The organism is Nocardioides sp. 503 (assembly GCF_004522095.1).
Taxonomy (GTDB): Bacteria; Actinomycetota; Actinomycetes; order Propionibacteriales; family Nocardioidaceae; genus Nocardioides.
Map to the genome: position 1 here is coordinate 366,861 of NZ_SPUI01000003.1, position 16,950 is coordinate 383,810.

Sequence of the window (16,950 nt, forward strand, 5' to 3'; positions counted from 1 at the left end):
CTGGCTCGGTGGTTGAGGCGTGAGCGCAGCGAGCCTCGAAACCACACCACCGGTGATCGAGCAGCGAGGAGCGCCAGCGACGAGCGCCCGTCGAGATCCCCGCACCCGACCGCAGGCCGCAAGCCAGGACGAGACCAGGTCAGAACGACGCGCGGATCTCCCCGACGCGCACGCCGCCGCCGAGCAGCTCGTGCACACCGGTCCGCCGTACGGCGTCACCGTCGACCCAGTCCTCGGCGTCGACCCCGGAGCGGTGCAGCGCCGCAGCCATGAGCACGGGGCGCACTCGCGGCGCCCCATCGTCGGTCTTGAGCGCGAAGGCGCGCCCGTCGGGCAGGGCCACGACGTAGCAGGACTCCGCTCCGGCCTTGCCGATCGCGCCCGGCATCGCCCGCAGGAGCGCGAGCTCGTCGCGCCGAGTGCCCGACACGAACTCCGGGTGCCGCCGGATGGCGGCCGCGATGCGTGCCTCCGGCCCCTGCTCCGCGACGGCGAGCGCCCGGAAGGCCCGAGCCAGGCCGACCAGCGTGGTCGAGAGCAGCGGTGCCCCGCAGCCGTCCACGGCGACGGTCTCGACCGGCACGCCGGTGAGCTCGGCGAACGTCGCCAGGATGCGCTGCTGCAGCGGATGCTCGGGCTGGAGGTAGGTGCCGAGGTCCCAGCCGTTGATGACGCACGTGGCGAGCATCCCTGCGTGCTTGCCGGAGCAGTTCATGGCGATCGACGTCTTCGGCAGGCCGGCGCGCAGCGCCTCGGCCCGCGCCTCGTCGTCGAGCGGGTAATCGAGCGGGGTCTGCAGCGCCGACTCGTCGATCCCCGCAGAGGCCAGAATCCGTCGGACGCCGTCGATGTGGAAGGCCTCGCCCGAGTGCGAGGCGCAGACCAGGGCCAGCAGGTCGTCGGGCAGGTCGAGACCAGCCCTCACCATGGCGAGTGCCTGCACCGGCTTGTTGCAGGAGCGCGGCAGCATCGGGCTCTCGACCGGCCCAACGGACCAGTCGACGCGGCTGTCAGCCGCCAGGGCGACGACCGACCCGTAGTGGTGCCCCTCGACGAAGCCCGACCGAACGATCTCGGCGATCGGCGGGCTGCTCGACGCCGCCATCACTCGGCCCGACCGAAGTCGTCCTCGAGGCGGTTGATGTCATCCTCGCCCGTGTAGGCACCCTGTTGGACCTCGATGATCTGCAGGTCCTCGGAGTGCTCGTTGGAGAGCCGGTGCGCTGCACCGCGGGGCACGTCGATGCACTCGCCAGGCCCGGCCACCACGACCTCACCGTCCACGCTGCACGTCGCGATGCCGAAGATGACGACCCAGTGCTCCGAGCGGTGCCGGTGGGTCTGGAGGGAAAGGCGCCTGCCGGGGTGCACGACGATCCGCTTCACCTTGTAGCCCTGACCGTCCTCGATGACGTGCCAGCTCCCCCAAGGGCGGTCTTGCGACAGGTCGGACATGGGCTCACTCTCGTCGGTGGCGCAGCGCTGCGCTGCCGAACGCTAGCAACGGTCAGCGGTGCGTTCGGGAGCGCCCCGAAAGATGCGGCAGGATGAGCGGGTGTCCAACTCACGCGCGCCACAGCACTGCCCCTTGCCGCGCGAGCTCGATGACCTCGAGCTGCTCAGCATCGGGGCGCTGCTGCCGACCCGGTCCTTCAACGAGCCGGGCAGCGCCGTCACCCTGACCCTGCCTGCCGAGGTGGCGGCCGCGGCGGCAGAGGCCGGCGCCGTCGAGCTGGTCGACCCGGAGGGTCTGCCGCTGGCGCGAGTCAGCGTGGGATCAACCGACGGCTGGTCCGTCGAGCCGCTCACCCACGCCCAGCACGGTCCGTTCCGCAGCCACTACCTCTCCCCCGCGGTCGTGCGGGAGCGCTACGCCGGCCGGGTCTTCGTGCCGGTCACGGACGCGCTGACGGACGTCCAGCTGCGCGAGATCCGCGACCTCGGCCCGTCGGTGCTGCTCACCCTCGTGGGCCACGGCACGCCTGAGCTCTCCCCCGTCGCGCTGCTGCGGGCCACCCTGGCCGCAGCCGACTTCCTGGACGCCGTCGTGGTCGCCGTCCCCCTTGCGTCCCACGGCGTCGCGACGGTTGACCACGACCTTGGCGTGCAGGTGGTCGCCAACTACGCCGGCATCGACCGGGTCCACGGCCTGCAGGACGGCGGGGAGCTTCCCCTGGAGATCGCGGAGATCGTGGAGGCGGACCATCCCGCGCCTGACGAGCAGGGGCTCGTGCTGTTCTTCACCGGTCTGTCCGGGAGCGGCAAGTCCACCCTCGCCCGCGCCCTGATGGACCGAATCCTGGAGCGCGGCGAGCGCACGCTGACCAGCCTTGACGGCGACATCGTACGTCGCAACCTCTCCTCCGGCCTGACCTTCTCCAAGGAGGACCGCGAGACCAACATCCGCCGCATCGGGTGGGTGGCTGCCGAGATCTCGCGCCACGGCGGCGTGGCCGTCTGCAGCCCGATCGCGCCGTTCGACGAGACCCGTCAGCAGGTGCGAGCCATGGTCGAGGAGGCCGGCGGTGCCTTCTTCCTCGTCCACGTGGCCACGCCCTTGGAGGAGTGCGAGCGGCGTGACCGCAAGGGCCTCTACGCCAAGGCCCGGGCCGGCAAGATACCCGAGTTCACCGGGATCTCGTCGCCCTACGAGGAGCCCCAGGACGCCGACGTGCGCGTCGACACCACGGGCCGCTCGATCGACGACGCGCTCGGCGACGTGCTCGAGGCGCTCGCCGACGCGGGGTACCTCGACCTCACCGACGATCCGGGATTCGAGACGGGCGGTAGCGCGCCCTCCTCAACCCCCGACGAAGCGGCGCCCCCCTCGGAGGTCGAGGGGGTCGCGCAGCAACCGTCTCGAAACCCAGGCGACGTGATCGATGATGACCGCGACGCGCCCATCGAGGACCGCACGCTCAACGTGCTGTTCGTGTGCACCGCCAACATCTGCCGCTCCCCCTACATGGAGCTGTCGGCGCGCGCGGCCACGGCCGAGGACGCGAGCGTCGTCTTCCGCAGCGCCGGCACCCACGGGTTCCGCGAGCACGCGATGGACGCCGTCATGGCCGAGGCGCTGGGTCGTCGAGGGGTCGACAGCGTCGGATTCGTGAGCCGTCCCCTCAGCCCCGCCCTCGTCGAGCAGTCCGACCTGGTGCTGACCGCTGAGACTTCGCACCGCGCGTTCATCCTCCAGGACCACCCCACGGCCTTCCGCAAGGTGTTCACGCTCGGGCAGTTCGCCGACGCCGCGGCCGGCATCGACCTCGTGGGGCCGGGGCTGCTCGCCGCCGTCAGCGAGCGGCGCGGCAACGCCGAGACCAGCCAGGACGTCCACGACCCCTACGGTCGCGGTCCTGAGGCGGCCGAGGCCTGCGCAGCCCAGATCGACGAGCTGCTGCGCGTCGTCGTCCCGGCGCTCACCGGGTCCACGAGGATCGGCGCATGAGCGACCTCGTCACCGCCGACTTCCCCTCGATCCTCGCGGCGGCATTCTTCGTCGGGATCGTGGTGGGCCTGACCGGCATGGGCGGCGGGGCGCTGATGACCCCGGCGCTGATCTTCTTGGGAGTGGGCGACACGGCCCGGATCGTCACGGCAGACCTCACCGCCGCCGCGATCTACAAGACCGGCGGAGCGATCGTCCACTCCCGCGAAGGCTCGCCCAACCTCGACCTCGCGAAGTGGCTGATCCTGGGATCGGTCCCGACGGCCCTGGCCGGCCCCCACATCCTGGCCGGGGTGGTGGACCCCGAGGACATCGACGACGTGCTCAAGATGAGCATCGGTTTCGCGCTGCTCCTCGCGGCCACGACGTACGCGCTGCGGCTCTACATCAACCTGCGCCGGGTGCGCGCCGGCGGCTCGGGCGGGGACCCCCACCCTCAGGTGCGGCCCCTCCCGACGCTGCTCGTCGGCGCCCTCGGTGGCCTGCTCGTCGGCATCACCAGCGTCGGCTCGGGCTCGGTCATCATGGTGGCGCTGCTGATGCTCTACCCCGGGCTCTCGGCGGTGAAGCTGGTCGGCACCGACCTCGTGCAGGCCGTGCCGCTGGTGCTCGCCGCCGCGATCTCCAACATCGTCGTCAACGACGGTCTCGATCTCGGCCTGACCCTGCCGCTCGTCATCGGATCGGTGCCCGGGACCATCCTGGGGAGCAAGCTCGCGCCGCGGGTCCCGCAGTCGTTCATCCGCCGCGCCATCGTCGTCGTGCTGACCATGTCCGGAGTCGCGCTGCTCGACAAGGCCGGCTGGGCGCCGCTGGGCGTCGAGGAGACGCACCCGATCCTCATCGGCGGCATCGGCCTGGCCATGGTGGTCCTAGTCCCCCTGGTGTGGGGGCTGCTGCGCAAGGAGCAGGGCCTGCCGATGTTCGGCGCCCCGACCGTCGCCCAGCTCGAGGACATGGGCTACCACCAGCCGGCCGGCCGGCCCGCCGGCAAGCCGGCGGCGCCGGAGGATGCCAGCCCGTAGGACGCCGCATGCCGGCGAAAAGTGATGTGCCACACTCGACAATGCTCGCTTCTTCGTCACCGGAGAGGCACGTGGCTACGATGTCGGTTGCTGTCCACCGAGAGGTCCCTGTTTCCCCATGTCGCAAACCCACCCCGACTACCGGCTGAGCCAGCTCGACCAGCTGGAGGCCGAGTCGATCCACATCTTCCGTGAGGTCGCCGCCGAGTTCGAGAAGCCGGTCCTCATGTTCTCCGGGGGCAAGGACTCGATCGTCATGCTCCGCCTCGCGGAGAAGGCGTTCTACCCCGCCAAGATCCCGTTCCCGGTGATGCAGATCGACACGGGCCTGGACTTCCCCGAGGTGCTGGTCACCCGCGACAACTGGGTCAACCGGCTGGGCGTCCGGCTCGTCGTCGCCAGCATCGACGACGCGATCGCCAACGGCGTCGTCGTCGACGACGGCAAGACCAGCCGCAACCGGATGCAGACCGGCACGCTGCTCAACGCCATCGAGGAGAACGGCTTCACCGCCGCCTTCGGAGGCGGACGCCGCGACGAGGAGAAGGCCCGCGCCAAGGAGCGCGTCTACTCCCACCGCGACGAGTTCGGCCAGTGGGACCCCAAGATGCAGCGCCCCGAGTTGTGGAGCCTCTACAACGGGCGCCTCCACGCCGGCGAGCACATGCGGATCTTCCCGATCTCCAACTGGACCGAGCTGGACGTCTGGGACTACATCGGTCGCGAAGGCATCGAGATCCCGCCCATCTACTTCTCCCACCAGCGCCGCGTCTTCGAGCGCGACGGCATGCTGATGAGCGAGACCCCGCTCAACCCGCTGCGCGCAGGCGAGGTGGCCGAGGAGCGCACCGTCCGCTTCCGCACCTGCGGCGACATCACCCTGACCGGGTGCGTGGAGTCCACCGCGTCCACCATCCCCGAGATCATCGCGGAGGTGTCGATCGCCAAGCTCACCGAGCGGGGCGCGACCCGCGGCGACGACCGGTTCTCCGAAGCAGCCATGGAAGACCGCAAGAAGGAAGGCTACTTCTGATGCCCGACGCCACCGACTCCATCACGGCCAACATGGACATGCTCCGCTTCGCCACGGCCGGCTCGGTCGACGACGGCAAGTCCACCCTGATCGGGCGGCTCCTCCTCGACTCCAAGTCGATCTTCGAGGACCAGCTGGAGGCCGTCCAGGCCACCAGCGTCTCCAAGGGCTACGACTACACCGACCTGGCCCTGCTGACCGACGGTCTGCGCTCCGAGCGCGAGCAGGGCATCACGATCGACGTCGCCTACCGCTACTTCGCCACTCCGGCACGCAAGTTCATCATCGCCGACACCCCCGGGCACGTGCAGTACACCCGCAACATGGTCACGGGCGCCTCCACCGCAGACCTCGGCCTGGTCCTCGTCGACGCCCGCCAGGGCCTCACCGAGCAGTCGCGCCGCCACGCAGTGATCCTGTCGCTGCTCCGGGTCCCCCACCTCGTGCTCGCGGTCAACAAGATGGATCTCGTTGACTTCTCGCAGGAGGTCTACGACAAGATCCATGCCGAGTTCACGACGTTCGCGACCAAGCTCAACATCCCCGACCTCGAGGTCATCCCGATCTCGGCGCTGGCCGGCGACAACGTCGTCAACCGCTCCGAGAACATGGACTGGTACTCCGGCCCCACGCTCATGCACCACCTCGAGAACGTCCACGTGGCCTCCGACCGCGACCTGGTCGACGTCCGCTTTCCGGTCCAGTACGTCGTACGGCCCAAGTCCGACGAGCACCACGACTACCGCGGCTACGGCGGCATGGTCGCGGGCGGCGTGCTCAAGCCCGGCGACGAGGTCGTGGTCCTGCCCAGCGGCATGACGTCGAAGATCGCCGGCATCGACCTGTTCGACCAGGAGATCACCGAGGCCTTCCCGCCCATGTCGGTGACGGTGCGCCTCGAGGACGACGTGGACGTCTCGCGCGGCGACATGATTGCCCGCCCGGCCAACGCTCCCAAGCCCAGCCAGGACATCGACGCGATGATCTGCTGGATGGCCGACGCCCCGCTCAAGCCCCGCCAGAAGCTGGCGATCAAGCATACGACCCGCTCCGCCCGGACGCTGGTGAAGGACATCCAGTACCGCCTGGACGTCAACACCCTGCACCGCGACCAGGAGACCAAGGAGCTCGGGCGCAACGAGATCGGTCGCGTTCAGCTGCGCACCACGGTGCCGCTGCTGTGCGACCCCTACTCGAAGAACCGGACCACGGGTTCGTTCATCCTCATCGACGAGGCCACCGGCATCACTGTTGGGGCCGGAATGATCAACTCCGGCGCGTAACTTGTCGCACCACTCTCGCGTCGTTGAGACGCCGCAGAGATACCGGGACGCGGGTAGGCGGAAACTGCAGTGGTAGGCGCCGCTTCCAGCAGCCCCCGGCGAGCGGTTCTTTCCATTGCGGCGGGAACGGGGGCGGCAAACCTCATCGTCGTCGCGGGTTCCCCCGTCATTGCGTACCTCTTCACGCCGTCGGAGTTCGGCACGTTCTCTAGCATCGCCGCAGTCGCGTTCATTCTCACTCCACTCCTCTCGTTACGCCTCGAGTTAGCAGTTCCCCTTGCTGAGGACGAAGTTGATAGCCGCACCTTGGTGGTCGTCGGCTGCGCGTGCTCACTCGTCCTTGGAGGGATCGTCGCCACTGCGCTCCTCACGATCAGCTTGGCCACTGGTAACGCGCTCTCCCACTGGGCCTGGACCGCTCCCCTCATAGCGGCGCCCATGGCCGTATTCCAGCTGTTGAACGCCCTCGCCATCCGCTCCCAGCGCTACGGTGCGATCGCCATCAGGAACGTCACCGTCGGCCTGGCCACCCTTGCTCTCCAGGTCGCATTGGGTGCTGCTGGTCTTGGTGTCAGTGGCCTGCTTCTCGGGTGGGGGCTCGGGCAGCTGGCTGGAGCGTTGTCTCTGCTCCGGAAGAGCGGTTTGAGCGATGCGAGCGCACGACAGAGCTACACCCTTCGCCAGGGCAAGGCGATCCTTCGGCGATTCCGACACGTTCCGACGGTCCTGGCGCCGGCCGGCGCACTCAACGTCATGGGATTGCAGTTGCCCGTCATCCTCCTCGCTGCACTTCACGGACCTGACGTGGCCGGGCAGTTTGGATTGACCCAGCGAGTCTTGACCGCCCCGGTGGCTCTGATTGGTCTAGCCGTCGCTCAGGTGTACCTGGGAAGTCTTGCTGCTGTGCGCCGAGCGGGCGGCGAGCCGCCCGTACGCGTGTTCCGTGATGCCACGCGCCAACTGGCTGTCATTGGCGCCATCGGCACAGCCGTCCTTCTCGTGTTCAGCGAGCCCCTCTTCCTATGGGTCTATGGAAGCTCGTGGGCCACCAGCGGACAAATGGCACGCATGCTGAGCATCGCCTTGCTGTTCCAGATCGTCGCGTCGCCCTTGTCGCAGACCCTGGTGGTCTACGGAAGACACAAGACGCAGTTGGCCTGGGACTCCAGCCGACTGCTCATCGTCGGATCGACGGTGTACTTCAGTAGTGCGTTGGGAGCCTCTCCCGTGCAGACGGTCGCCGGACTCTCCCTGGCCACAGCCGCCACCTATGCCCTGTCGTGGTACTTGTCCTGGCGAACGCTGGCCGTTGCGCACGCGCAATGGAGCCAAGAGCGGCCGCCTCGCCAGCTCGCGTGAGCAGTGAACGAGCGATCCATGCGCACAGGCCGCGGACTCACTGATACAGCCCGACGTGCTCCAGCACCTGGCGCGCAATCCCGGCACCACTGAACCTTGCGTTGCGCCTCGCGCGCTCGTCTCGCCGCTCGTCTGCGCGATCCTCACGGGAGTACTCATCGAGCGCGCGCGCCAAGCCGTCGACGCCCGTCTGCGTCTCAAAATACCTACCCGTGCCGGGTTCAACCAGATGTCCCACCCACTCGTTGTGAGGAAGCACGACGAAGAGTCCGGTGCCCATAGCTTGCTGAATGGAGATGGCTGGCAGCCGCGGCCAGACACCGATATCAGCCGCGTTGTACAAGGCGTTCAGACTTTCGGCATCTCGAAAGTCTAGAACCTCGACGGGGCAGGCGTCCTGGCCACGGGCAGCGACCATCGCGCGGATCTCCTCGCTGTACTCAGAAGAGTCAGCGCCGACAAGGAAAACGCGGAGGTTGACGTCCTGACGACTTGTGAGGTCGACCGCATTGACGATGTCTTCGATTCCCTTGTATCGCTGAAACTTGCCCACAGTGACGATGAGCACGTCGTCCTCGCCTAAGCCCAACTGAGACCTCGTAGCACGACGGAGCTCGGCGTTGTGAAAGAACCTGTCTGCGTCGTACGCGAGAGGCAGTACGTCCGCTGGCGTCTTGCCGAAGAAGCCGCGCAACCGAGTGATCGTGTCTGGTGTGTATCCGTAGGCGTGCACGGCACGCGAATTCACGTAACGGTAGGCAACGCCCTTCGAGATGGTGAACGCAACCCACTTCAAGGCCTGTTTCCACTGGGGCAGCGCCAGCCACATTGCGGCATTGTCGCCGTAGAGCGCGACGCGCCTCTTGCCCGCGGAGGCGAGTGACGCAGCGATGGGCAAGCCCTGGCCTGGCATCACCTGGACCACCAGATCGTGATCTGAGCGTCGTAGGTACGACACGGCCAGGGACGACCAGACCATGGACCGGACCTCCCGCACCGGGAACCTCGTCACAGTGACTCCGTTCTCGATCGTCGTGCCTGAGTCGTAGCCACGATCACGCCCCAGCTTCTCCAAGTGAGCATCGTTGAAGATCGGAGAAACTCGATCCCCTGCAATCACTTCAACCTCGCCATAGCGGGAGAACGCCTCGGCCAAGGCAACCTCTTGGTAGCCGCTGAACCAGTCGAAGTAGCCGCAGACCAGAGCGATACGCACGTCAGTCTCCCCGAAGCTCACCGGCGAACCGCGGCGCCAGCAGCGGTCCATCCAGCACTCGTGAGTGCTCCGCCTCTTCACGCTGACTGCTGAACCGGTCGCCGATCTTGGTCGCCGGTACGCCTGCGACCACGGAGAAGGGCGGGACGTCCTTGGTGACGACGGCGTTGGCAGCCACGATCGAGCCGCGCCCTAGCCGCACACCGCGCCTGATGATGGCGCGATACCCCACCCAGACATCGTCCTCGATCTCGGTCCTGCTCTGTCTGGGTCTGCCTGAGAACTGCATGGGAGTGCCCACAAGGTCGGTGACATGGTCGTCCCCCACAATGGCGACGTGGCTCGCGAGCATGGTGTAGCGACCGATCGTCACACCGGGGTCGATCTGGCAACCTGGCGCGACGAAGACGTACTCCGCGCAGGTGAGGTCCTTGGCTACCACCGCCGTTGCGTGCACGTATGCCGTCGGATGGACAGCCTTGAGGCCCTTCCTCACATGAATGGCCTTGTTCCGAAGCACGCGCAGGTTCTGACCTAGTCCGCTGTCGCGTGAGAGCCTCATGTCGCCGACTCCCTGATGCCAGCCCACGTCTTGTGACGGTGCGCCGTAGAGAGAATGAACCGGTATGTCCTCAGAGACGTGTCAAGCACCTCGTACCCAGCGGGAAGCGCACCTGACCCCTCACGGGCGAAGTCATCCATGACCGACCGGACGGCTGCGACGACATCGCCGCGGTGCAGTCCTGTCATGATGATCGCGCCGGCGTCCAGGGCTTCCGGCCGCTCGATGGAGTCTCGGAGGGTAACCGCAGGAAACCCCAGGACGGAGCTCTCTTCCGAGATGGTGCCGCTGTCGGAAAGGACGCACGCGGCCGCAGTCTGCAGCTTGTTGTAGTCGTGGAAGCCGAAGGGGTCCATGAACTCAATCCCCCTGACCTGATCGAAGTCATCCAATGCCTCCAAACGCTTGCGGGTGCGGGGATGGGTCGACACCACCACGCGATAGCCCCACTCCTCCCGCACTGCTGAGAGGCAGTCGAGCAGCATCCGGAGCCGGACGGGCGAGTCGACGTTCTCCTCGCGGTGCGCGCTCACCAGGAAGAACTTGGCCGGCTCCAGCCCGAGCCTCTCCACGACGTCCGAGGAATCGATCTGGCCGCGGTAGTGCTCGAGCACCTCTCGCATGGGCGACCCAGTGAGCAGGATTCTCCGTGGATGCAATCCCTCCGCCAGGAGGTTGCGCCGCGCGTGCTCCGTGTAGACGAGGTTGAAGTCGGCGACATGGTCCACCATCCGGCGGTTCGTCTCCTCCGGGACGTTCTCGTCGAAGCACCGGTTGCCCGCCTCCATGTGGTAGGTCGGGATGCGAAGCCGCTTCGCCATCACAGCTGCGATACAGCTGTTCGTGTCCCCCAGGACGAGTACGGCGTCCGGCTGCTCGGCCCGCATCACCTCCTCGACGCGGATCAACGTCTCTCCCAGCACGCGCCCGAGGGTGGAGGTGTCCACCTCTAGGAAGTGATCAGGCTCTCGGAGAGCCAGGTCGTCGAAGAAAACCTGGTTGAGCGAGTAGTCATAGTTCTGCCCGGTATGAACCAGGACATGGTCGACCGAGCGGTCCAGGCGCTCGATCACACGGGCGAGGCGAATGATCTCCGGCCTCGTTCCCACCACGGTCATGACCTTCATGTGCGGCCTTCCAGAGCGACGACTTCGGGGTACTGATCCGGATTCTCGGGATCGAGGAGCTGATCAGCCCAGAACATGGTGACGAGATCCTCGGTGCCGACATTGTTGATGTTGTGCACCCACATGGTGGGCATGTCGACGAACCCTGGCCGCTCTCCGTCGAGGCGAAAGGTCACCACGTCGTCCGTCAACAGGCGACGCAAGGAAATCTCCGCCTGTCCTCTCACGACAAAGAACCTCTCCACCTTGTGCAGGTGGTAGTGATCCCCACGTGTGAAACCCGGACGAGTGGTCGACACGAAGGCCTGACCCGTCCCTCCGTGGCTCCGTGCGGTCTCAACGAGCACCCCGCGGTCGTCGGCGTGTACCTGCGGATAGAAGGGGAACGCCTGCGGAAACGTGTAGGACCTGTAGGTGTTGAAGAGGTCGACGAGGAACTGCTCGCTCAGGTCCGGCACCTCGCCACGCGAGTAGAGGTCACGGAAGCCAACCAGCAGGTCCAGCACCTCGGAGACGAGGCGGCGTTCGGCCCGAGGCCGGATCTGGACGTTCTGCTCCCCCTGCATCGCCTCGATCAGGCACTCGGCTGCAGCCTGCGCGTGAAGCAGCGGGATCTCCTTGTCCCCCACGACCGACGGCGAGCCGCCCTCGGCCAGCACACTGCAGAAGGTCGCCACGAAGGAGTTGTAGTGCGGCTTCCCATGCTCACCGAACAGGTTGGGAAGCAGGACGTCGGCCAGAGAACCGCCCACTCGTGCCGCGGCCTCCGCCAGCATTCCAGCCGCCACCCTCTTGCCGGCGCCGTACGGGCTGTCTTCTAGCTCGGCTTGGATCGAGTTGGCGTAGACCAACCGCATCGGCCGCCCCGAGGCCACAACTCCGGCAGCCACCGCGCGAGCGAGGTCCTCATTGCCCTGTCGCACCGCCTCGTCCGACTCGGCGCGGTTGACCCCCGCGATATGGATCACAACGTCAGCGCTCGCGATGGCCCTTTCGAGGTCTGCCTGGTCTTCACGACCCAGGCGTGTCGCGTCGATCCCGTGCATGGCGCGTAGGCGGCATGCGGTGTGCCAGCCGAGGAAGCCGTAGCCACCCGTGATGACAACCCTCACGCGGTCGACTCCACCGGTCGCCCCGCAGCAGCCAGCTCGCGCCGAATGGCAGGAAGAGTGAGCAACAACGTCTTGACGCCCTCCACGTCCAGGCGCTCCGTGTTGTGAGAGGTGTAGTCGTGGTCGATCAGCTCCCGCTCGCCCTCTTCGAAGAAGAGTTCGTACTCCAACGAGCGCGCGTCGAGGGGCACCCGGTAGTAGTCGCCGTGGTCGTCGGCCTTCTGCAGCTCCTCTCGGCTCAGCAGCGACTCGTACAGCTTCTCGCCGTGGCGCGTGCCAAGGATGCGGATCTCGGGGTTCTCGACGCCGAAGAGAGACGCCACCGCCAGAGCGAGGTCCTTGACCGTGCTTGCCGGCGCCTTGCGCACGAAGAGGTCGCCCGGCTTCGCCTGGGTGAAGGCGTACTCGACCAGATCGACCGACTCGTCCAAGGACATGAGGAAGCGAGTCATCGTGGGGTCCGTCACCGTCAACGGCTTGCCCGTGCGCAGCTGCTCGACGAAGACCGGGATGACCGATCCACGGCTGTACATGACGTTGCCGTAGCGGGTGATCGAGACGATCGGCCCATCCTCACCGCGGTGGCGCGCGTGCGCCTGCGCCACCTTCTCCATCATCGCCTTCGAGATGCCCATGGCATTGATGGGGTAGACCGCCTTGTCGGTGCTCAGGCAGACCACCGACTCGACGCCAGCGCGTTCGGCTGCCCTGATCACGTTGTCACTTCCGGTGACGTTCGTGAGCACGGCCTGCTGGGGGAAGAACTCGCAGCTGGGCACCTGCTTGAGGGCGGCGGCATGGAAGATGTGCTTCACACCGTTGACAGCGTCTTCCACGCTGCGTGAGTCACGGACGTCGCCCACATGGAACTTCACCCGCCCGTCCCCGAGCTCGCGCCGTAGGTGGTCCTGCTTGGCTTCGTCCCTGCTCAGGATCCGGATCTCGTCGATGTCGGTCGCCAGCAGACGACGGACCATGGTGGACCCAAACGACCCAGTCCCGCCGGTGACGAGAACTGGGCCACTATTCGAACTCACGGTTCGGTGTTCCTTCCGATTTCGGATCGACCATGCAGGCAGTTGCGCCCGCGCGTCAGACGGCCCCATCCTGCCACGTGTAGCAGTTCATCTTCCGCCCCTCCGGAGTTTCGAAGGAGCCGTGCAACCCCCAGTTCGCGCCACGGTAGAAGGCGTTCACCCGGTCGTTGTCCTCGCTGTCGGTCGTGAGGTACGCCTCGCCGACGCCGGCCTCGACCACGGATGCCGTCCATGCCTCCAACAGGCTCTTGGCTGCGCCGGTACCTCGCGCCTCGTCCGCCACGCAGATGGAGCTCAGGAGCGCGCCGGGCACCTCCAAGGGCGTCTGGCCCCGGTAGGTCACGGCACGGAGAAGGCGGGGCGCGATGCTAGGTCGACGAAGCACGAGCCTGAGGCTCGCAAGAGCGAAGGCGTACCAGCGTCGGATCAGCAGACGGCGGAAGAAGCCGGCGGGCTGCGTGTGACCGACCGCCACGCCGACCAGCTGACCCGCCTCCGAACGAGCCACGAGCGCGATTCCCTGCGGTTCGAGGAAGGCCCTGTAGAACTCCCGCAGGAAGGGCTCCCCCAAGCTGCTGAGGAAGAACGAGGGGAAGGCCTTGCGGTGCAGCGCCGCGGCCTCTCGGACGTCGTCCCGGGTGAGCTCCCTGATCGTCACGTTCATGCTCCGCGCCCCCGCCGAGCTGCGCTGATCAACAGCTTCTCGATCGTGTCGACACCCTGGTGATAAGCGAACGTCCGTTCGTAGTACTCCCTGGCGGCACGCCGCCGCCCCGCCAGCCCCTGTGTCCCCAGGTTGGCGGCCTCCTGCAGGGCCCCCACCAGACCGCCCACGTCACCAGGTGCCACGGCCCAGCCCGCGCCCGAGTCGTTGACCACCGATGCCGCGTCTCCGCTCAGCGAGCCGACCACGACGCCGCCTGCCGCCAGGATCGCCTGCAGCTTGCTCGGCATGGTCACGCGCGCCAGCGGGTGGTCGTTGAGGGCCACGTAGTTGACGTCCGCGGCTGCCGCTAGCGCCGGCATCTCGTCCCTCGGCAGGCGCCCGAGGAAGTGCACGTTGTCCGCTCCGATCCGCGCGGCCATGTCTCGCAGGCGACTCTCCTCGGTGCCCGACCCGGCGATGAGGCACACGACGGACGACCGCTTCATCCGGCCGCAGGCCTCGATCAGGGTCTCGAGCCCCTGAGCGCGTCCGAGTGTCCCGGCGTACACGACTGCAAGCTGGTTCGGGTCGAGGCCATACCCTCTGACCTCTGGTCGGGAGGTCGGCTTGTGGAGCGTCTCATCGGCCCACATGGGCGCGTAGGCGAGCTTGGCGCGAGGGACTCCCCGCTCAGCGAGAATCTCGCCGACACCGGGCGAGATGTAGGCGACGTGCTCCGCCGTCCGGTACATCCAGTTGCACACCCCGTCCACCGCACGAAGCGCGGTCCGACCGCGCCCGCTGTCCGAGCCGAGCCCGACCGCCGCCAAGGTGTCTGGCCACAGGTCCAGGACGTGCACGACTGAGGGAGTCCTGCGGAAGAGGTGCTGGACGGCGAGGGGAAGACCGATCGTCACTGGCGAGTAGTTGACCCACAAGGCATCCACGTGTCGGAACGACGCCGGAACGCCGGCAACCGCAGCGGATGCGGCGAACGAGCCGTAGTTCAAGAGCCGTCGAGACATGGACTCGCTGTGCGATGGATACAGAGCCACCCGACTCACCCGCACGCCGTCCGCCTCTTCGGTCGACCGAGGGCGGATGCGATAGCCGGCGGCGAGAACTCCGTCCGGATAGTTCGGGTACCCGGTCACCACCTCGACCGAGTGCCCTCGCGATGCCAGTCCACGCGCCAGCGCCGCAGGAAGCGCGGCCGGTCCCGGTTCCGGGTCGTACCACTGGGTGAGCATTCCGATACGCATTCTCATCCCCTCGCGACGGCTGAAATCGTGTCGCCCAGGACTTTCAAGTCCCCGACCAGGGTGCGCGTGCGCGCGTACTGCAGATAGAGCTCGACCTTCTGCGGCAAGATCACCTGCACGTAGTAGGACTCTGCATCGGCGGCGGATGCCAAGAGCTCGGCCTCGCGCCGAAATGCGATGGAACCAGGATCCGTGATCCCCGGGCGGAGCGCCAGGATCTCCTGACGCGCCTCGGCCGGCCACAACGCCACGTACTTGGCGAGCTCCGGACGAGGTCCGACCAGGCTCATCTCGCCCCGCAGCACGTTGACGAACTGAGGCAGTTCGTCGAGCTTGGTCGACCTCAGCCAGCGACCTACTCGGGTGATCCGCGCATCACCTCCGGCGGTCACGCTGGCCCCGGAGGTGGCATGAGACATGGTCCGGAGCTTCAAGATCTCGAAAGGGACACCGTGCCTGCCGATTCGCTCCTGCCGGAACACCACCGGCCCCCGGGAGTCCAACCTGACGGCGGCGCAGGAGAGCGCGAGCAAGGGGGCCGACAAGAGCAGCCCGACAGCAGCGACGACAACGTCGATGGCGCGTTTCATCCAGTCGCCGCCTCACGAACCGCATGCACGACCCGGTCCACGTCGTCGCTCGACATGGACGAGAAGATCGGCAGGCTCACCACCCGCTGGAACTCCGCCGTGGCGGCGGGGAAGTCGCTCGGCGCATGGCCGGCGAAGTCGCGCCAGTAGGGCTGCAGGTGGAGCGGTATGAAGTGGACGCTGGACCCGACTCCAGACCGTGCGAGCGATGCGATGAACGCGTCACGATCCGTCCCGGACGGGACTCGGATGACGTACAGGTGCCAGGCGTGGAGGTCGGCGCTCGCGGCAGGTACAGGCAGGCCCAACCCGAGATCTGCGAGCTCGCGGTGGTACCGGTCGGCTATCGCAGCGCGCTTGTCACGCATCTCCGTGGCCCGACTCAGCTGCACCAAACCCATCGCTGCGGCGGGGTCGGTCATGTTGTACTTGTATCCGGGCGCAACGACTTCGTAGCGCCATGAGGGCACGTCCGACCGATAGCGATCGAAGGCGTCACGGTCGATCCCGTGCAGCCGCATGATGCGGATGCGCTTCGCGATCTCCGGGTCGCGAGTGACGACCATGCCACCCTCTCCGGTCGTCATGGTCTTGGTCGCATAGAAGCTGAAGACGACGGCCTCGCTCTCGCCGGCACCCACCATCTGCCCCTCGGTGACGGTCGGCAGGGCGTGGGCAGCGTCCTCGACCACCTTGAGGCCGTGTGACAGCGCGAAGGCACGAAGCGCACTCGGGGAGACGCCCAGTCCGGCGAAGTGGACGGGCATGATCGCCTTCGTGCGAGCGGTCACGAGCCGCGCCGCCTGCTCAAGGTCGATGTTGAGGGTGTCGGGGTCCACGTCGACCAGGACCGGAGTAGCCCCCAGGTAGCGCACCACCTCCGCCGTCGCCGTGAAGGTCCACGTGGGGAGCAGTACCTCGTCGCCTGCCGTGATGCCACAGGCCTCCAGAGCGAGGTGCAGGCCCGCTGTGGCTGAGTTGACGGAGACCGCCTCGACGCCGCTGTCGAGCAAGTCGGCGAAGGCTGCCTCGAACTCCTTGACCTTCGGTCCGGTCGAGACCCAACCGCTGCGAAGGGCCGTCACGACGGCATCGATCTCCGCCTCCCCGATGTCCGGGAGCGCAAAAGGCAGCTTGTCTCGCATGTGATTCTCCGTTCGTGCCTTCACAGATGAGAGGTGGTGTTGGGCCTCGCTCGACCCGCGCGATCCGCTTGACCCGAAGGCACTGACGGCCGTCCACGCGAGCGC

General features: G+C 67.2%; 16 protein-coding genes. 5 read left to right on the plus strand and 11 right to left on the minus strand.

The genetic code is table 11. The annotated features are described in order from the left end of the window. Positions 1 to 139 precede the first annotated feature (139 nt). Both E4622_RS09110 and E4622_RS09115 read right to left on the minus strand, forming a co-directional pair. Positions 140 to 1,105 (minus strand): asparaginase, encoded by a 966-nt coding sequence (locus E4622_RS09110; protein WP_134739889.1) that lies wholly within the window; start codon positions 1,103 to 1,105, stop codon positions 140 to 142. Continuing rightward, positions 1,105 to 1,455, minus strand: coding sequence for a phosphomannose isomerase type II C-terminal cupin domain (locus tag E4622_RS09115; protein ID WP_134739890.1), 351 nt, complete (start codon positions 1,453 to 1,455; stop codon positions 1,105 to 1,107). The genes E4622_RS09110 and E4622_RS09115 overlap by 1 nt, the downstream gene beginning before the upstream one ends. Before the next feature lie 100 nt (positions 1,456 to 1,555). Between E4622_RS09115 and cysC the strand changes: the two genes are divergently transcribed. From cysC to E4622_RS09140, 5 genes are all read left to right on the plus strand, one after another. Further along, a complete protein-coding gene (gene cysC / locus E4622_RS09120) occupies positions 1,556 to 3,448 on the plus strand; it encodes an adenylyl-sulfate kinase (RefSeq protein WP_245155964.1) in 1,893 nt (630 codons plus the stop codon). After that, positions 3,445 to 4,473 (plus strand): sulfite exporter TauE/SafE family protein, encoded by a 1,029-nt coding sequence (locus E4622_RS09125; protein WP_134739892.1) that lies wholly within the window; start codon positions 3,445 to 3,447, stop codon positions 4,471 to 4,473. The genes cysC and E4622_RS09125 overlap by 4 nt, the downstream gene beginning before the upstream one ends. 118 nt (positions 4,474 to 4,591) lie before the next feature. Then, a complete protein-coding gene (cysD, locus tag E4622_RS09130; RefSeq protein ID WP_134739893.1) occupies positions 4,592 to 5,506 on the plus strand; it encodes a sulfate adenylyltransferase subunit CysD in 915 nt (304 codons plus the stop codon). Further along, the gene (locus E4622_RS09135) at positions 5,506 to 6,789 is read left to right on the plus strand and encodes a GTP-binding protein (RefSeq protein WP_245155965.1); all 1,284 of its coding nucleotides are present in this window, start codon (positions 5,506 to 5,508) and stop codon (positions 6,787 to 6,789) included. The genes cysD and E4622_RS09135 overlap by 1 nt, the downstream gene beginning before the upstream one ends. A 438-nt stretch (positions 6,790 to 7,227) precedes the next feature. Continuing rightward, positions 7,228 to 8,148 carry an oligosaccharide flippase family protein gene (locus E4622_RS09140; protein WP_134739894.1) on the plus strand — a complete coding sequence of 307 codons (921 nt, stop codon included), beginning with the start codon at positions 7,228 to 7,230 and terminating at the stop codon, positions 8,146 to 8,148. A 37-nt stretch (positions 8,149 to 8,185) separates the two neighbouring features. Here E4622_RS09140 and E4622_RS09145 read toward each other — a convergent pair whose 3' ends face one another. From E4622_RS09145 to E4622_RS09185, 9 genes are read right to left on the minus strand one after another with little or no spacing between them, the layout of a single operon-like run. Further along, positions 8,186 to 9,364: a glycosyltransferase family 4 protein gene (locus E4622_RS09145; protein ID WP_167736030.1), complete on the minus strand. Its 1,179-nt coding sequence runs from the start codon at positions 9,362 to 9,364 to the stop codon at positions 8,186 to 8,188. Between the two features lies 1 nt (position 9,365). Further along, positions 9,366 to 9,926, minus strand: a complete 561-nt coding sequence (locus E4622_RS22730; protein ID WP_167736031.1) for a DapH/DapD/GlmU-related protein — start codon at positions 9,924 to 9,926, stop codon at positions 9,366 to 9,368. Next, positions 9,923 to 11,053, minus strand: coding sequence for a UDP-N-acetylglucosamine 2-epimerase (non-hydrolyzing) (gene wecB, locus E4622_RS09155; RefSeq protein ID WP_134739896.1), 1,131 nt, complete (start codon positions 11,051 to 11,053; stop codon positions 9,923 to 9,925). The genes E4622_RS22730 and wecB overlap by 4 nt, the downstream gene beginning before the upstream one ends. Beyond that, positions 11,050 to 12,165, minus strand: a complete 1,116-nt coding sequence (locus E4622_RS09160) for an NAD-dependent epimerase/dehydratase family protein (RefSeq protein WP_134739897.1) — start codon at positions 12,163 to 12,165, stop codon at positions 11,050 to 11,052. Before E4622_RS09160 ends, wecB begins: the two co-directional genes overlap by 4 nt. Beyond that, positions 12,162 to 13,271, minus strand: a complete 1,110-nt coding sequence (locus tag E4622_RS09165; protein WP_134739898.1) for an SDR family NAD(P)-dependent oxidoreductase — start codon at positions 13,269 to 13,271, stop codon at positions 12,162 to 12,164. The genes E4622_RS09160 and E4622_RS09165 overlap by 4 nt, the downstream gene beginning before the upstream one ends. Further along, on the minus strand, positions 13,258 to 13,866 hold the full coding sequence (locus E4622_RS09170; RefSeq protein WP_134739899.1) for a GNAT family N-acetyltransferase: 609 nt from the start codon (positions 13,864 to 13,866) through the stop codon (positions 13,258 to 13,260). Before E4622_RS09170 ends, E4622_RS09165 begins: the two co-directional genes overlap by 14 nt. Then, a complete protein-coding gene (locus E4622_RS09175) occupies positions 13,863 to 15,110 on the minus strand; it encodes a glycosyltransferase family 4 protein (RefSeq protein WP_134739900.1) in 1,248 nt (415 codons plus the stop codon). Before E4622_RS09175 ends, E4622_RS09170 begins: the two co-directional genes overlap by 4 nt. A 2-nt stretch (positions 15,111 to 15,112) precedes the next feature. Then, on the minus strand, positions 15,113 to 15,700 hold the full coding sequence (locus E4622_RS09180; RefSeq protein WP_134739901.1) for a sugar transferase: 588 nt from the start codon (positions 15,698 to 15,700) through the stop codon (positions 15,113 to 15,115). Further along, positions 15,697 to 16,845, minus strand: coding sequence for a DegT/DnrJ/EryC1/StrS aminotransferase family protein (locus E4622_RS09185; protein ID WP_134739902.1), 1,149 nt, complete (start codon positions 16,843 to 16,845; stop codon positions 15,697 to 15,699). Before E4622_RS09185 ends, E4622_RS09180 begins: the two co-directional genes overlap by 4 nt. Positions 16,846 to 16,950: the final 105 nt, after the last annotated feature.

What these genes read in the sequence shown, in the direction of transcription:
- E4622_RS09110 (WP_134739889.1), bottom strand. Translation starts at nt 1,105, where the DNA reads ATGGCGGCGTCGAGCAGCCCGCCGATCGCCGAGATCGTTCGGTCGGGC.
- E4622_RS09115 (WP_134739890.1), bottom strand. Translation starts at nt 1,455, where the DNA reads ATGTCCGACCTGTCGCAAGACCGCCCTTGGGGGAGCTGGCACGTCATC.
- E4622_RS09125 (WP_134739892.1), top strand. Translation starts at nt 3,445, where the DNA reads ATGAGCGACCTCGTCACCGCCGACTTCCCCTCGATCCTCGCGGCGGCA.
- cysD (WP_134739893.1), top strand. Translation starts at nt 4,592, where the DNA reads ATGTCGCAAACCCACCCCGACTACCGGCTGAGCCAGCTCGACCAGCTG.
- E4622_RS09135 (WP_245155965.1), top strand. Translation starts at nt 5,506, where the DNA reads ATGCCCGACGCCACCGACTCCATCACGGCCAACATGGACATGCTCCGC.
- E4622_RS09140 (WP_134739894.1), top strand. Translation starts at nt 7,228, where the DNA reads ATGGCCGTATTCCAGCTGTTGAACGCCCTCGCCATCCGCTCCCAGCGC.
- E4622_RS22730 (WP_167736031.1), bottom strand. Translation starts at nt 9,926, where the DNA reads ATGAGGCTCTCACGCGACAGCGGACTAGGTCAGAACCTGCGCGTGCTT.
- wecB (WP_134739896.1), bottom strand. Translation starts at nt 11,053, where the DNA reads ATGAAGGTCATGACCGTGGTGGGAACGAGGCCGGAGATCATTCGCCTC.
- E4622_RS09165 (WP_134739898.1), bottom strand. Translation starts at nt 13,271, where the DNA reads ATGGGGCCGTCTGACGCGCGGGCGCAACTGCCTGCATGGTCGATCCGA.
- E4622_RS09170 (WP_134739899.1), bottom strand. Translation starts at nt 13,866, where the DNA reads ATGAACGTGACGATCAGGGAGCTCACCCGGGACGACGTCCGAGAGGCC.
- E4622_RS09175 (WP_134739900.1), bottom strand. Translation starts at nt 15,110, where the DNA reads ATGCGTATCGGAATGCTCACCCAGTGGTACGACCCGGAACCGGGACCG.
- E4622_RS09180 (WP_134739901.1), bottom strand. Translation starts at nt 15,700, where the DNA reads ATGAAACGCGCCATCGACGTTGTCGTCGCTGCTGTCGGGCTGCTCTTG.
- E4622_RS09185 (WP_134739902.1), bottom strand. Translation starts at nt 16,845, where the DNA reads ATGCGAGACAAGCTGCCTTTTGCGCTCCCGGACATCGGGGAGGCGGAG.